Origin of the sequence: Bacillus cereus group sp. MYBK227-1, assembly GCF_051916325.1 — a bacterium.
Classification (GTDB): domain Bacteria; phylum Bacillota; class Bacilli; order Bacillales; family Bacillaceae_G; genus Bacillus_A; species Bacillus_A cereus.
In genome coordinates this window covers 771729-785785 of record NZ_JBQAGK010000003.1, presented here as the reverse complement: position 1 = coordinate 785785, position 14057 = coordinate 771729, and the positions used below count along the sequence as shown (strand labels likewise).

Here is a 14057-nt window from a genome sequence, read left to right as displayed (position 1 = left end):
AGGAGGTTCCCATATTGAAAAAATGGATAATCCTATTCGTCGCCTTCCTATTAACTGGTTGTGCAGGAAACACAAGTCACTTAACTTATATGGTTAACGATGAATACGAACTCATACGTACTTCTGGAAATGCATTTGAACTTTTCCCCTCGCAAGATGCTGTATATGCCACACAATACATCCCTGCAAAAATTACAGACATTGCTTGGGATGATAAATACATTATTGCAAAACAAACTGAGGAAAAATCAGATCCAAATAACCCTGACGCAGCAATTGCAAATAAAAAAAGTGAACATTATTGGATTATTGATGTAAAGCACAATAAACGTTTCGGTCCCTACAATGAAAAGCAATTTAATGAACAAAAAGATGCGTTTAAAATTAAGGTGCCTTTTCAAAATGTAGATTCATACATAAAAGAAATAAAAAAACAGTCAGCATAATATTTGTATGCTGACTGTTTTGTCTTACATTATTTTAGTGAGATGTTAAACGTTTGTGGCTCTTTTACAACATCTTGTGTTTCTGAATCTCCTGCAAGTAAATCATCAGTTGTAAACTGAATATCCTTTACCTTGTCTTTTCCATCGTCAAGTATTAAACCAATAATACCATCTCTTATTTCACCAGGCTTATAGTCTTCTCTTGATACATTTTTTGTACCAACTAACGTATCTTCGTCATATAAAAAGTTTTGAGTGGCTACTTTAAAATGTTGCTTACCATTAATCATAACATCATTCATAGAGAAAAATTGCATATTTTTATTTCCGCTATTCTCCACTTTATATGTAATCTCAACGTAACGAATTGTATTACTAATCTCTGTTCCACTTAGCGATGCATATAATTCTGCATCTTCTTGGCTTACTTTATCCCCTAATCTACGTTTTACTTCTTCAGGAGTTAGTGCCGTATATACTTTCAATGTATTTTTTGCCTTTTCACTCATTTGTGATAAAGAGATTACTTTCACATCTTGTACGTGAATTTTCATTGGCGCTACTTCAAATGTTTGATTCACAGAATGCATCTGCTCTAACTTGAAATTACCCCATCCTGTTTCTTTCACTTTTTGTCCTACTTTTTTCAGCTCACGCCCACCATATTCTTTCGTTTCAGGAATAGATTCTTTCTTCTTCGGTTCAGCTTTCTTTTCTTCTTGATGGAAGCAACCACTTAACATAAGAAGAAAACTACATAAAACAAAAATACTTTTCCATGCTTTCATCATTTCATTTCTCCTAACGCTATCATTCATGAATATAAAATTAGTCCCTTGCTTTGTAAACTATAGAAACAATGACAATTCCACAAAATGAACTTGTCAATCCAGATACTATTATACCTCCAATTTGGAAAATATGAAAATAGGGATCTAGGAACGCATGCACGATAAATATAAAAGCTGTCACAATGATTATCGAAACCCAATACTTTCTTTTTTCTAAAGCTACAATCATATCTTTCCCTGTTTCATCTTTATACTTCCATAGTACGTATAATAGCAATAATAAGCCAACACATGTACTCCCATGTTGCATATATTTATACAATGGAATACTGCGTAATTCAATTTGTAACAATGCTATTTTCATAACGAAATAGCCTGTATTATGAGTAAATGCATCCCAAACAACATGCGTGAGCATACCGAATAATGCAGAATAGCAAAATACAAAGAATTCTTTCCAGGTATGTAGCCCCCACCTCTCATCTATTGCATATGAATAATAACCAGCAAACGGTTTAGGCAAATGCGTTATAAACGGCTTTTTTAAAATGTAATGATATATGTATGCGATTAGAAATACAAGCGGTAAATTTAAATATAAGAACCCAAGCCATGTATGGCCAATAACACCATAGGGTCTAAAGTGCAAAAAATATTCAAAGTCAGGCGCCATACTACCTAATATAAGAGCCGTTACTGAAATATGTTTAGAATGCTTTTTCGCAAAAGGAAGAACTGCTGCTGGATGTGCAAATGTAAACGGCATACTTTAACTCCTTCTCACATTTTCAATAGAATACCATATATCATAACGAGAGAATGAATCTTCATGCAATATTTATTTTCACATTGGAATATGATAGTTTAAATGATATAATCCACATAAAATATTCAGAAAACAAGAAGGGATCCAGGTGTCATTAACACTTGTATTTGCTGCCTTTTTAAATTCAAAATCCGTTATGAATTGAGGTTTATATATTGATTGACGTACCCTTTTTACAAAATGTCACATTAAAAAAAGAAAATATCCCTAGTTTTTCCGCATATCCTTACTGCTTACCCGCTATTCGAACATTACAATCACTAGATTTCCATCCAAATGTAACATTCATTATTGGAGAAAACGGAACAGGTAAATCAACATTACTTGAAGGAATTGCAATTGCGTTAGGTTTTAATGCAGAAGGTGGAACGAAGAACTTCCGCTTTAGCACAAACGATTCCCATTCATCTTTACATGAATACCTTCGAATTTCAAAAAGTTTCAATACACCAAACGACGGTTTCTTTCTTCGCGCTGAATCATTTTATAACGTTGCTTCTTATATTGATGAAATAGATGCTGATAGAGAAGCACGTGGGAATCCGGTTATCAACTCTTATGGTGGTATCTCACTACACAAACAATCACACGGTGAATCATTCTTCTCATTATTTATGAACCGTTTTTCAGGACAAGGTTTATACATTTTAGATGAGCCTGAGGCAGCTTTATCACCAATGAGACAACTTTCCATGCTCATTCGAATGCACGAACTAGCTGAACAAGGTTCACAATTTGTTATCGCGACGCATTCTCCTATTTTAATGGCTTATCCTGAATCCACTATATATTCTTTAACACAAGAGGGAATTCACGAATCCACATTAGAAGAAACTGAGCATTACCAAACGACGAAACTTTTCTTTGAAAATCGCGATCGATTATTCCATCATCTATTTGAGTCGTAAAAAAAGAAGCAGCAATAGCTGCTTCTTTTTTATAGTGCTTCTATAAATAAGGCAACCCCGATACCGCCACCGACGCATAAAGAGGCAATTCCTTTTTCTAACCCACGTCTTTTTAATTCGTGAATTAAACTTACTGTAATACGAGCCCCTGTACAACCAATTGGATGCCCAAGTCCTACGCCACTACCGTTTACGTTCACTTTTTCACGGTCTAAGCCTAACTCTTTCTCTACAGCTAAATATTGAGCCGCGAAAGCTTCATTAATTTCAAGTAAATCTGCATCTTCCAATGACCAATCTACTTTTTCTAAACCTTTACGAATTGCTGGTGCTGGTCCAATACCCATAATTTTCGGATCTACTCCAGCTACTGAATATCCAACAATTCTAGCTAGCGGTTGTAAACCTTTTTCTTTCGCTTTTTCTTCGCTCATTAATACTAGAACTGCACTCCCGTCATTAAGGCCAGATGCATTTCCAGCAGTCACTGATCCATCTTTACGGAACGCCGGCTTCAATCCAGCTAATTTTTCAGCTGTAATATCTGCACGTGGATGTTCATCCTTCGAAAATACAACTTCTTTTCTACGCTCTTTTATTGTAATAGGAACAATTTGATCGTCAAAGTATCCAGACTCGATTGCCTTCAGTGCCAATGTATGACTGCGAAGAGCAACTTCATCTTGTTCCTCTCTTGTAATTTCATATTGTTTAACTAAATTTTCCGCTGTTTCACCCATCATAATATGGTGAATCGGATCTTCTAACACTTCCCACACCGTATCACGAATTTCTCCGTGCTGTAGACGTTGTCCCCAGCGGTGCTGTTTCAATGCATAAGGGCTCGAACTCATCGCTTCTACCCCACCTGCAACAACAACATCACTTACACCTAATTGGATTTGCATTGCAGCTGACATAATTGCTTGCATACCTGAAGAACATTGACGTTGGATTGTATATCCCGTAACTGTGTCAGGAAATCCTGCCGCTAATGCAGCTGTTCTCGCCGTATTTGCTTCATCAGTTCTTTGAATACAATGACCTAAAATTACTTCATCAACTTCATGTGGTTCTACCCCGCCTCGTTTTACAGCTTCCTGAAGTACAGGAACAGCTAATTCTACTGGCGTTACATTTTTTAGCGCTCCTCCAAAAGTTCCAATTGGCGAACGAACTGCAGCTGTAATAACAACATTATGCATTTTGCACTTGCCCCTCTCTTATGTACCCTAGTCAGTTTTTAGGTGAAATTCCATAAGATGTATATCTATAACTATCATACTATAAACATACTAAAAAATCAAAATATTTAATATAATAAAAATAGAAGGAATTAACCTTCTATTCTGTCAGCGCATATAAAAACTTTTGTAAAATTTTCTCTGTCGTTTCATTCAATTTTGGCAACTTATCTACTGGAAAATATTGAAGTTTTAACCCTTCATGATCGAGCTTTAATTCCCCGCTCACATGATGTGCCTGATACAGATGAATAACATTGAAAATTTCATCGCCATTCGGATAACGGAAATATACTTCTTTTCCTGATAGAACACCAAGAAATTGCATTATTTTTGCAGTTAACCCCGTTTCCTCAAATAACTCTCTACGTGCAGTTTCTTCTGTCGTTTCGCCCAGTTCCATCGCCCCACCAGGTACACCCCAATCATATGTATCTGAACGATATTGAAGCAATACTTCTTGATTATCGTTTAATATAATAATTGCTGATCCTACGAGAATAAGCGGCCTTGTACCAACGACTTTTCGTAACTCTTCAATATACCCCATATGTAAATTCCCCTTTCCCTAACCTCCCTTATCATAACAAAATTTTGCTCTTTTTGTTCATGTAATTTTAAAGAAAAAAAGAAGCTTTCGCCTCCTTTTTTTCACCTTTATTTCTTAAAACTTTCATATTTTACAGCTTCAAAAGCTTCCTCAATTTCATCATTACGATAATGGACATATGTAAAACGCCCCAATTCTACTAATCTTGCTATTTCCTGTAACGCTTTATGCTGCTCATATGTTTCTTTCAGCTTAATATGTACATAAAACTTCATTAACGGATGTTCATATAAAGGTTCTCCCACCTCTACATATACATCTTCCACCCCTTGTACAACTCTTACATAACTTGCAAATTGATAAAGAGCTTCTCTGTCTGAAACGATTTTTAATGTATACATATATTCTCCCCCTTTTCTTTACTATATCAAAAAGATGATCACACTACGTTATAGAACTATGAAATTTTTTCGACTTGTCATCTATATATTCAATAAAGAAGGCGTTTATCCATACATGACATCTTTTCCCCACATATATTATAGGAAGAACTTTTTTTCAGTTGAGGTGTTCCTTATGGATCCATACGTCAATATATGTATTTGTATTACTCCCGGCGCCGATATTTCTGATGACCGCATCGCAAAAGATTTAGCTGTTGCAGAATCAATTTGGCACCCCATTACATTTCAAATTCAAGAAGTAATTGTATTAAATGAACTTTTCCGTTTTTTTGACCGTGAAATCAGTTATAAAAATTCCATTCAAAGTCAAGAAAAGCTGGCATCCTTTTTCCAAACATGTGTAAATGAAGCTCCTGAATGCGACCTTTATATTTGTTATATTGGCAGTGATTATTTCAAAGAAACAGCAGTAATTGCCTGCGCTTACTCTTTAGCAAAACAGCAACAACTTACCGGATATATCGTTTTAACAAACTCGGCTGCTCCTATGAAAAATATATATACGCTTGCTCACGAAATCGGTCATATTTTATTTACAAGACGTGTTCACGGAAAACTTACTCACGCAGATCCTCATTCCCCAACTGGCTCGGAGCACCATCCTTCTCCAACCAATCTTATGTATCCGATAGTCCCGCGCCCTGAAAATGTTCCTATTCAGTCTCTATTGACGAACGAACAAAAAACACTCTCTTTACAAAGCTCTTTATTGCAAAGAAAAAAACAGTAACCCTCATGTTACTGTTTAAAACAACTTATTCCAATCAACAAAACAAATCCCGGCTGCTAGAAATAAAAATAGACAACTAAATGTAAATGTAATCCCTCTAAAAATCCCTATATAATATTTCTTTGGAAATAATTTTTGGTATATCCAGAGCAGCCGCTTTTTATTGAATTTCTAGTTCACACTTTTTCTTTCTTCAATTTTTAAAGACCATCTCATTAATCCATATATACTTCCATACATAAGTAATATCTTTGCAATTCCCCAAAATACATTTCTTTCTTCTAAGTCTTTAAATAAGAACATAATCGCAAGAGGAACAATTAGTACCAAAACACCCATCCAACCAAGAACATATACTTCACCAATAAGAAGTAATAAAAATATACTTACTGCTAATATATATGTCTGCATTGTCGACAATTGTAAAATTGGCGTCCCATACCATTTATTCATAAACATTAATAACACTAATAATAAAATAGGTATCATTACTATTACATAAATAATTCCAAACTCTACTGATTTACTTTTAAAAGAAGACATTCTAAACGCAAAAACCGTTCCAATAATTGTAATAATTAAAACGATAGGATAACCAATTACCTGTACATTTGTTAACGTAAATTGTTGATTCGGATTTCCAAATAAAATATTGGTTAGTAACCAATACCCACCTATCCCAATAATCATTCCTAAAACACTCTTTATACTTCCGCCTTTATCCTTCTCCATCTCTTTCGCTAATTCTTCCGCATACTCTTTTGGCGAATCACCAAATATATTACTTACCGTTTTTACTTCTTTCTCACCTTCAATTAAATGAGGTTCTGCATCTTCTAAAAAAGCGTCAACATCTTCTTCTTTAATTCCTTGTGTTATTAAATATACTTTCGTATCGATTAAGAACTTTTCTCCTTCTTTAGAAATCTGCATTATAGCCCCTCCCTTATTTAACCATTTCTCTTTTATTCGCCTTCACCATAATTTCAACAAAAATTAAAATAAATAAACTTCCGTATAAACATATAATTTGAAATAACATTGGAACAAGATCTTCCGTTGTAAATGTTTTAAACACTAACATAATTGAAAGTGGAATGATTAAATATAAGTTTTTAAACCATCCTTCAAAGTATATATTTATAGCTACTGTGATGATAAAAATCCCACCAGCTACTATATAACTTTGCACTTCGGTGAATGTGAGCATTTTTGTCGGATATATCACGTCTAATATCGTAACAGCTCCTAATAAAAACATTGGAGCGATCATAACTAAAGACCACATAGAAAACCATGTTTTTGTAAAACTTGTTACGAAGGCCATTTTGCGAAGTAGAAAATTAGGACCTATAACAACTAAAATCAATGAAAAACTATAACCGATACACTGAATAAGTGAAATCTGTAACATTCCATGATTCACTATTAAGATAGAAGCAATAATCCAAAACGATACGATATTCATTACTGTAAAACCAATTTGCTTCCACGTTTCCTGTCTATCTTTTTCCATCACTTGTACAAGTTCATTTGCATATTCTTTCGGTGAGCTTCCGAAAATATCTTCTACACTTTTCCCATCACTCTCACCCTCAATTAAATGGAGTTCCGCATCTTCTATAAAATTTTCAATATCGCTTTCTTTCACACTCTTTGCCGTCAAAAATAATCTCATATCTAACAAAAACTTTCGCGCTTCACTTGATAGCATTATTTTCTCCTTCCCTTCCCTTCAAGTAGACGTTCTACACTACTTTGCATCGTTTCCCAGCGATCCATAAATTCATCAAGTGCTTCCTCGCCTTTTTCTGTTAATGTATAATATTTTCTCTTTGGACCAGATGGAGATTCCTTCATTACGCTTGTTATTAGTCCTTCTTTTTGCATTCGTATTAATAACGGATAAATACTTCCCTCACTCGCCATTGTAAAACCATACTTCGCTAGCTTTTCACTCATTTCATAACCGTATATTTCGCCTTCAGAAATAATAGCAAGTAAGCATCCTTCTAAAATCCCTTTCAGCATTTGACTTGTCGACATAATTCAAATCCTCCTACTATCTTGTTTTACAAGATAGATAAGCGTAAGTATCTTACTTTACAAAATAGTATAGCAAAGACTATTTTGCAAAACAAGATAGCTAACGATATTTTTTCCAAATGTTTGCAGGAATTTCATTATAGCTTCTCTAAATAGAGCACTATGAAAACTTTATTATGAAGGGATGTTTTTCATCATGGTTACAAATCGAGTTGTCTTTTTAACAGGTGCTGCAAGTGGTATTGGTTATGAAATGGGAAAGGCTTTTGCAAAAGAAGGTGCAAAAGTTGTGATTACCGATCGGCTTGAAGAACGTGCAAAAGAAGCTGCTGAACAATTACAAAATGAAGGTTTTCAAGCTATCGGTTTAAAATGTGACGTTACATCTGAAGAGGAAATTACAGCAGCAATTTCTCAAACAGTTGATCATTTCGGTTCATTACATATATTAATTAACAACGCAGGAATGCAACACGTTTCACCCATTGAAGACTTTCCAACTGAAAAGTTCGAGCTACTAATTCAAATTATGCAAATTGCTCCGTTTATTGCAATTAAGCATGCCTTTCCGATTATGAAACAACAAAAATATGGTCGTATTATTAATGTCGCTTCTATTAACGGCCTTGTCGGGTTTGCTGGAAAAGCTGCCTACAATAGTGCAAAACATGGCGTAATTGGATTAACAAAAGTTGCCGCTTTAGAAGGTGCTACGCATGGTATTACTGTTAATGCCCTTTGCCCTGGTTATGTTGATACCCCCCTTGTACGTAATCAACTACAAGACTTAGCTACTACACGAAATGTACCACTTGAAAATGTTTTAGAAGATGTTATTTATCCACTCGTTCCACAAAAGCGCTTATTACAAGTACAAGAAATTGCAGATTATGCGATGTTTTTAGCGAGTGAAAAAGCTAAAGGTATAACTGGTCAAGCTGTCGTTATCGATGGTGGTTATACCGCTCAATAAAAATAAAGTTTGCTCAAGAAGAGCAAACTTTATTTTTTATCCCGAGGATCTTAGTACTTTAGTAATTGCCGCGGGAGCTTCTCAATTGCAACAATTACCCCCTCTAATTTACTTTCAATACGGTGGAGTAAATATAATGTTACAACAATCGGAAACCCTACATTACCTATCATCTTGATCCACTCTTCCACCCTCTTCCCCTCCTTTCATTATATAAGTAAGAGAAAACACTGCATTTAGGCATAAAAAAACAAGCTATTATGTATTAGCTTGTTTTTCAAATAATGATGCAATTTCTCGTTTATAGTCCCCGCGTATAATACCTTTCTCAGTAATAATTCCTGTAATTAATTCATTCGGCGTTATGTCAAATGCTGGATTATAAACATCCGTTCCAATTGGTGCTACTTGTTTTCCAAAGATTTTCGTAACTTCTGTTTCATCTCTTTCTTCAATAATAATTTCGGCTCCAGTTTCTTTCGTAACATCAAATGTTGACAGTGGCGCAGCAACGTAAAATGGGATATTAAAGTACTTTGCTAAAATAGCTAAATTCATTGTCCCTATTTTATTGGCTGTATCTCCATTTGCGACAATTCGATCCGCCCCCACAATAATTGCGTTTATTTCTTTCGTTTGAATAGCATGAGCTGCAGTATTATCTGTTATAAGGGTTACATCAATATTTGCTTGCTTCAATTCCCACGTCGTTAAGCGACCACCTTGTAAAACTGGTCTCGTTTCACACGCATATGCATGTAAACGCACACCTTTCTCTTTTCCAATATAAAAGGGAGCTAATGCAGTTCCATATCTGGCAGTTGCGATACTTCCAGCGTTACAGATTGTTAAAATATTATCGCCAGCTTTAAAACATGTTAACGCATATTCCCCAATATTTCGACACACCTCTTCATCTTCCTGTTGAATGCGAAGCGCTTCTTCTTCTAATATTTTTTGTGCTTCTTTTATTGTAGTAATCTCTCGAATAGATTCTCTCATACGATCAATTGCCCAAAATAAATTTACTGCCGTTGGGCGTGATGTCCCTAAATAGTTACAGTCTCTATTAAACTTCTTTTGAAATTCTTCGATATGTAAAGTATGATATTTTTTCGCTGCAAGCGCCAAGCCAAATGCAGCTACAATTCCAATTGCAGGCGCTCCGCGTACTTCTAACATTATGATACTTTTCCAAACCTCTTCAATAGTCGTTAATGTTTTGTATTCTGTGCTATGTGGCAATTTCGTTTGATTTAATACCGCAATTGCATCCCCTTTCCAACTTACAGATCTCGGAACAGTAACGATTGTACTCATGCTTTTACACCCCTTGAAACTGTCTGTTGAAATAATGTTCGAAACAGTTGAATATCAGCACTTTTAGATTCATATTTTATTAGTTCTTTTCCTAAGGATAGCGCTTGTTTCTTAGCTTGAATTCTTGTTTCTTTATTTTCTATTTCATCTAAATCTGCTACATGAGCTAAACCAATTGTTCTACGAATTAGTTCACATCCGGCAAATCCAACAGCATCAGTAAAGATATTTTGCAAAATAATTGGTAACCATTGTTTTTCTTTCGTATATGCTTCTACACCTTCTCCAATCCATAACTTTGTAAAAGTCTCTACAAAATAACTCCACGTCTTTTCTATATGGAAAAATAGTACACTTCTCTTTTCTTCTTCTCTAGATAACGCATTTAATAATAGATTTGCAATAAATTGACCTATGTCAAACCCAAATGGGCCATATGCCGCAAATTCTGGATCAATCACTTTCGTTTCAGAAGGTGACGAAAAAATACTACCAGTATGTAAATCACCATGAATAAGAGTTTCTTTTCTTGTTAAGAACTTATATTTATATTGTGCTACTTTTAGTTTTAAAGTTTTATCACTCCAAAGTTCATCAACCACGAGCTGTAAATCTCGCTCATAATCATTTGTATCATAATGTCCAAACGGATCTGTAAACACTAAATCCTCTGTAATTTTACAAAGGTCCGGATTTACAAAGGTACCTTCTAGTACCCTTTTCTCTTTTGACTGTAAACCAAAATCTGAAGTGTAAAATAAAACATGTGCTAGAAAACGACCAATATGCTGGGATAAAAGCGGATATTCTTCTCCGTCTATTAATCCTTTTCTTGTAATTGTTAGTCTTGATAAGTCTTCTATTACCGTTATCGCTAACTCTTCGTCATGACTGTACACTACTGGAACATAATCCGGTACATACTGCGCAAAAATTTGTAATGCCTTGCTTTCAATCGTTGCTCTTTTTATAGACAATGGCCAGCTTTCACCAACTACTTTCGCATAAGGCAGTGCTTGTTTTATTATAATGGATTTCTCTCCATCATCTAATTTAAACACGTAATTTAAGTTTCCATCTCCAATTTCATGACAAATGACATTTGCCTTCTCTTCAAAATAGCCATGATCTTTCGCATATTGTACAGCTGTTATTTCTGTTAATGAATAATATCCCATCTTCTTCTCCCCCTTTTTAAATTCAGAGGTTTTTCTAACATAGAAAAACCTCTTTCCACTAAGAAAGAGGTTTGAAGTTTATCTTCTCCCCTCTTATCTGCCAGAAAGTTTTACTTTCTGCTGGAATTAGCACCGTGCCTTTTGGCGTAATAAACGCCCCATTTCACAATGGTATTACGGTCGGTTGCTGGGCTTCATCGGGCCAAATCCCTCCACCTGCTCTTGATAAGAGTTGTATAATTTTTTGAATTTTTAACTTTATGTTGAAGACTATACCAAGAATAAAAATCACTTGTCAACATTTTATTTGTATAATTCTGGACGGCGATCCGCAAAAACTGGAATTCCTTTACGTACTTCTTTAATTTTCTCGAATTCAAGCTCTCCAAATAAAATTAATTCCTCTTCATTCGCCTCTACTACAACTTCACCCCAAGGATCCACAATTAAAGAATGACCTGCAAACACATTATTCGGATCCTTCCCTGCTCTATTACACGCAACAACATAACACTGATTTTCAACTGCTCTTGCTTGCAATAGCAAACGCCAATGTGCTAAACGAACTAATGGCCATTCAGCTACAACAAATAATACTTTTGCCCCTTTAGCAGTATGAACACGCATCCACTCTGGAAAACGAATATCATAACAAATTGTTCCAGCGCATTCAACATCATCTAGCTTAAATTCGCCCGTACCATTACCAGCTATTAAATATTTATGTTCATCCATAAGCTGAAATAAATGTACTTTACTATATTCGTTGACTAACTGTCCTTCATTATTTACAACATACATCGTATTTGTAACGCCTTGCTCTGTTTGCTTTGCTATGGACCCACCAACAATATGTACATCATATCGCTTCGCCCATTCTATTAACTTTTCTTTCGTTTCCACTCCATCCCTATCTGCAATTTCAGAAAGTCTCGTTAAATCATATCCTGTTGTCCATAGTTCTGGTAAGACGATAACATCTGGCCTTTCCTTCATAGCTTCACTTATTTTATTTTTAGCATTCTCAATATTTTTTTCTACATCTCCAAAAACAATATCCATTTGAATACATGCGACTTTCATTTTTTCAGCCCCATTCTTATTTTTCTCTTTACAAAATACTGGAAAGATTATATCATTTGTCACTAGAATTGTAACAACTTTCAAAAGAGGTGGAAAGTATGAAATTATTTCAACCTTCTGAGATAGTAACATCATTGCCAACACAATTTTTCGCTTCACTTGTTGCAAAAGTTAACAAAGTCGTTGCAGCTGGTCACGATGTTATTAATCTAGGTCAAGGTAATCCAGATCAACCAACACCGCAGCATATCGTAAAAGCTTTACAAGATGCTGCCGAAAAGACCATTCATCATAAATATCCGCCATTTCGCGGACATGAAAGCTTAAAGGAAGCCGTGGCTACATTCTATAAACGTGAATATGGCGTCGAATTAAACCCAAAAACTGAAGTTGCTATTTTGTTTGGTGGGAAGGCTGGACTAGTAGAATTACCGATTTGTTTTACAAATCCTGGTGATACGATTCTCGTTCCGGATCCAGGTTATCCAGATTATTTATCCGGGGTTGCTTTAGCAAAAGCACAATTTGAAAGAATGCCACTTATTGCAGAAAATAACTTTTTACCAGATTATACGAACATTGATGACTCTATTGCAGAGCGTGCAAAATTAATGTTTTTAAACTATCCAAATAATCCTACCGGTGCTACTGCATCAAAAGATTTTTTTGATGCAACCATTCACTTTGCTAATAAGCATAATATATTAGTTGTTCACGATTTTGCTTATGGCGCTATCGGCTTTGATGGTCAAAAACCTGTTAGTTTCTTGCAAGCAGATGGTGCGAAAAATATAGGGATTGAAATTTACACATTATCAAAAACTTTCAATATGGCTGGCTGGCGCATCGCTTTTGCTGTAGGGAATGAAAGTGTGATTGAAACAATTAACCTATTACAAGATCATATGTATGTTAGTATATTCGGTGCAATTCAAGATGCTGCTCGCGAAGCACTATTAAGTTCACAGTCTTGTGTAGTAGATCTTGTAAATAGTTACGAATCTCGGAGAAACGCTCTTATTTCAGCTTGTCACTCAATTGGTTGGAATGTAGACATTCCAACCGGATCATTCTTTGCATGGCTTCCCGTTCCAAAAGGATATACCTCTGAGCAATTTTCTAATATTTTACTAGAAAAAGCACATGTCGCAGTTGCTCCTGGTGTCGGATTTGGTGAGCATGGCGAAGGGTATGTCCGTGTTGGTCTCTTGCATACAGAAGATAGATTACGAGAAGCCATTAATCGAATTGATAAATTAAATTTTTTCAAAAAGTAATTGACAACACGAAAAATATCTGACAAAATTCAGTTATCTTAAAAATTTAAACATTTCTAAATACTTCTTATCAAGAGCAGGTGGAGGGACGAGCCCGACGAAACCCGGCAACCGATCTACAATTGTAGACACGGTGCTAATTCTCGCAGCATTACGCTGACAGATAAGGAGCTGGTTGTAAAAAAACCTCTCCTTAGCTGAGAGGTTTTTTTATTTAACTA

General features: G+C 35.2%; 17 protein-coding genes, 1 pseudogene and 2 riboswitches. Of the genes and pseudogenes, 5 read left to right on the top strand and 13 right to left on the bottom strand.

The features are described 5' to 3' along the window. The first annotated feature begins 14 nt into the window (after positions 1-14). Positions 15-446: a DUF3997 domain-containing protein gene (locus ACTFRM_RS17480; protein WP_000758787.1), complete on the top strand. Its 432-nt coding sequence runs from the start codon at positions 15-17 to the stop codon at positions 444-446. A 29-nt stretch (positions 447-475) separates the two neighbouring features. Here the strand turns inward: ACTFRM_RS17480 and ACTFRM_RS17475 are convergent, their stop codons facing one another. Next, positions 476-1237, bottom strand: coding sequence for a hypothetical protein (locus ACTFRM_RS17475; protein WP_173600350.1), 762 nt, complete (start codon positions 1235-1237; stop codon positions 476-478). Between the two features lie 37 nt (positions 1238-1274). Continuing rightward, complete coding sequence (locus ACTFRM_RS17470) at positions 1275-2003, bottom strand: DUF4184 family protein (RefSeq protein WP_001116855.1); 729 nt, start codon at positions 2001-2003, stop codon at positions 1275-1277. Positions 2004-2218: 215 nt separating this feature from the next. On the opposite strand from ACTFRM_RS17470, the gene ACTFRM_RS17465 reads away from it, so the two are divergent. Beyond that, the gene (locus ACTFRM_RS17465) at positions 2219-2971 is read left to right on the top strand and encodes an AAA family ATPase (protein WP_000568006.1); all 753 of its coding nucleotides are present in this window, start codon (positions 2219-2221) and stop codon (positions 2969-2971) included. A 29-nt stretch (positions 2972-3000) separates the two neighbouring features. On the opposite strand, the gene ACTFRM_RS17460 is transcribed toward ACTFRM_RS17465, so the two are convergent. The 3 genes from ACTFRM_RS17460 to ACTFRM_RS17450 form a co-directional block, all read right to left on the bottom strand. After that, positions 3001-4176 (bottom strand): acetyl-CoA C-acetyltransferase, encoded by a 1176-nt coding sequence (locus ACTFRM_RS17460; RefSeq protein WP_000552081.1) that lies wholly within the window; start codon positions 4174-4176, stop codon positions 3001-3003. A gap of 139 nt (positions 4177-4315) precedes the next feature. Continuing rightward, positions 4316-4765: an NUDIX hydrolase gene (locus ACTFRM_RS17455; protein WP_000540529.1), complete on the bottom strand. Its 450-nt coding sequence runs from the start codon at positions 4763-4765 to the stop codon at positions 4316-4318. 107 nt (positions 4766-4872) lie between these two features. Continuing rightward, entirely contained in the window at positions 4873-5166 is a 294-nt protein-coding gene (locus tag ACTFRM_RS17450) for a DUF3928 family protein (RefSeq protein ID WP_000288330.1), read from the bottom strand. A 175-nt stretch (positions 5167-5341) separates the two neighbouring features. On the opposite strand from ACTFRM_RS17450, the gene ACTFRM_RS17445 reads away from it, so the two are divergent. Continuing rightward, positions 5342-5959 (top strand): ImmA/IrrE family metallo-endopeptidase, encoded by a 618-nt coding sequence (locus tag ACTFRM_RS17445; RefSeq protein ID WP_000371608.1) that lies wholly within the window; start codon positions 5342-5344, stop codon positions 5957-5959. Between the two features lie 15 nt (positions 5960-5974). Here the strand turns inward: ACTFRM_RS17445 and ACTFRM_RS17440 are convergent. The 4 genes and pseudogenes from ACTFRM_RS17440 to ACTFRM_RS17425 all read right to left on the bottom strand — a co-directional run. Further along, positions 5975-6118, bottom strand: a pseudogene (locus tag ACTFRM_RS17440) (DNA-binding protein); the annotation flags it as partial. A 12-nt stretch (positions 6119-6130) separates the two neighbouring features. Beyond that, entirely contained in the window at positions 6131-6892 is a 762-nt protein-coding gene (locus ACTFRM_RS17435; protein ID WP_173600349.1) for a DUF1129 domain-containing protein, read from the bottom strand. Between the two features lie 13 nt (positions 6893-6905). Continuing rightward, complete coding sequence (locus ACTFRM_RS17430) at positions 6906-7673, bottom strand: DUF1129 domain-containing protein (protein WP_173600348.1); 768 nt, start codon at positions 7671-7673, stop codon at positions 6906-6908. Beyond that, complete coding sequence (locus ACTFRM_RS17425; RefSeq protein WP_000107982.1) at positions 7673-8005, bottom strand: PadR family transcriptional regulator; 333 nt, start codon at positions 8003-8005, stop codon at positions 7673-7675. Before ACTFRM_RS17425 ends, ACTFRM_RS17430 begins: the two co-directional genes overlap by 1 nt. Positions 8006-8201: 196 nt before the next feature. Here ACTFRM_RS17425 and ACTFRM_RS17420 point away from each other — a divergent pair, with 196 nt between their 5' ends. Next, positions 8202-8978, top strand: coding sequence for a 3-hydroxybutyrate dehydrogenase (locus tag ACTFRM_RS17420; RefSeq protein WP_000258428.1), 777 nt, complete (start codon positions 8202-8204; stop codon positions 8976-8978). A 50-nt stretch (positions 8979-9028) separates the two neighbouring features. Here the strand turns inward: ACTFRM_RS17420 and ACTFRM_RS17415 are convergent, their stop codons facing one another. The 4 genes from ACTFRM_RS17415 to ACTFRM_RS17400 all read right to left on the bottom strand — a co-directional run bounded on the left by ACTFRM_RS17415 (position 9029) and on the right by ACTFRM_RS17400 (position 12643). Continuing rightward, positions 9029-9169, bottom strand: coding sequence for a YvrJ family protein (locus tag ACTFRM_RS17415; RefSeq protein WP_173600347.1), 141 nt, complete (start codon positions 9167-9169; stop codon positions 9029-9031). Positions 9170-9236: 67 nt separating this feature from the next. Next, a complete protein-coding gene (gene mtnA / locus ACTFRM_RS17410) occupies positions 9237-10298 on the bottom strand; it encodes an S-methyl-5-thioribose-1-phosphate isomerase (RefSeq protein ID WP_173600346.1) in 1062 nt (353 codons plus the stop codon). Further along, positions 10295-11476: an S-methyl-5-thioribose kinase gene (gene mtnK, locus ACTFRM_RS17405; protein WP_000542684.1), complete on the bottom strand. Its 1182-nt coding sequence runs from the start codon at positions 11474-11476 to the stop codon at positions 10295-10297. The genes mtnA and mtnK overlap by 4 nt, the downstream gene beginning before the upstream one ends. 90 nt (positions 11477-11566) lie before the next feature. Continuing rightward, positions 11567-11708, bottom strand: a riboswitch (SAM riboswitch). 71 nt (positions 11709-11779) lie between these two features. Further along, positions 11780-12643, bottom strand: coding sequence for a carbon-nitrogen family hydrolase (locus ACTFRM_RS17400; protein ID WP_173600345.1), 864 nt, complete (start codon positions 12641-12643; stop codon positions 11780-11782). Positions 12644-12657: 14 nt separating this feature from the next. Between ACTFRM_RS17400 and ACTFRM_RS17395 the strand changes: the two genes are divergently transcribed. Beyond that, a complete protein-coding gene (locus ACTFRM_RS17395; RefSeq protein ID WP_000765517.1) occupies positions 12658-13836 on the top strand; it encodes a pyridoxal phosphate-dependent aminotransferase in 1179 nt (392 codons plus the stop codon). Between the two features lie 64 nt (positions 13837-13900). Continuing rightward, positions 13901-14006: riboswitch (SAM riboswitch) on the top strand. The last annotated feature ends 51 nt before the right edge of the window (positions 14007-14057 follow it).

What these genes read in the sequence shown, in the direction of transcription:
- ACTFRM_RS17435 (WP_173600349.1), bottom strand. Translation starts at nt 6,892, where the DNA reads ATGCAGATTTCTAAAGAAGGAGAAAAGTTCTTAATCGATACGAAAGTA.
- ACTFRM_RS17475 (WP_173600350.1), bottom strand. Translation starts at nt 1,237, where the DNA reads ATGATGAAAGCATGGAAAAGTATTTTTGTTTTATGTAGTTTTCTTCTT.
- mtnK (WP_000542684.1), bottom strand. Translation starts at nt 11,476, where the DNA reads ATGGGATATTATTCATTAACAGAAATAACAGCTGTACAATATGCGAAA.
- ACTFRM_RS17450 (WP_000288330.1), bottom strand. Translation starts at nt 5,166, where the DNA reads ATGTATACATTAAAAATCGTTTCAGACAGAGAAGCTCTTTATCAATTT.
- ACTFRM_RS17430 (WP_173600348.1), bottom strand. Translation starts at nt 7,673, where the DNA reads ATGCTATCAAGTGAAGCGCGAAAGTTTTTGTTAGATATGAGATTATTT.
- ACTFRM_RS17425 (WP_000107982.1), bottom strand. Translation starts at nt 8,005, where the DNA reads ATGTCGACAAGTCAAATGCTGAAAGGGATTTTAGAAGGATGCTTACTT.
- ACTFRM_RS17455 (WP_000540529.1), bottom strand. Translation starts at nt 4,765, where the DNA reads ATGGGGTATATTGAAGAGTTACGAAAAGTCGTTGGTACAAGGCCGCTT.
- ACTFRM_RS17395 (WP_000765517.1), top strand. Translation starts at nt 12,658, where the DNA reads ATGAAATTATTTCAACCTTCTGAGATAGTAACATCATTGCCAACACAA.
- ACTFRM_RS17420 (WP_000258428.1), top strand. Translation starts at nt 8,202, where the DNA reads ATGGTTACAAATCGAGTTGTCTTTTTAACAGGTGCTGCAAGTGGTATT.
- mtnA (WP_173600346.1), bottom strand. Translation starts at nt 10,298, where the DNA reads ATGAGTACAATCGTTACTGTTCCGAGATCTGTAAGTTGGAAAGGGGAT.
- ACTFRM_RS17460 (WP_000552081.1), bottom strand. Translation starts at nt 4,176, where the DNA reads ATGCATAATGTTGTTATTACAGCTGCAGTTCGTTCGCCAATTGGAACT.
- ACTFRM_RS17470 (WP_001116855.1), bottom strand. Translation starts at nt 2,003, where the DNA reads ATGCCGTTTACATTTGCACATCCAGCAGCAGTTCTTCCTTTTGCGAAA.
- ACTFRM_RS17445 (WP_000371608.1), top strand. Translation starts at nt 5,342, where the DNA reads ATGGATCCATACGTCAATATATGTATTTGTATTACTCCCGGCGCCGAT.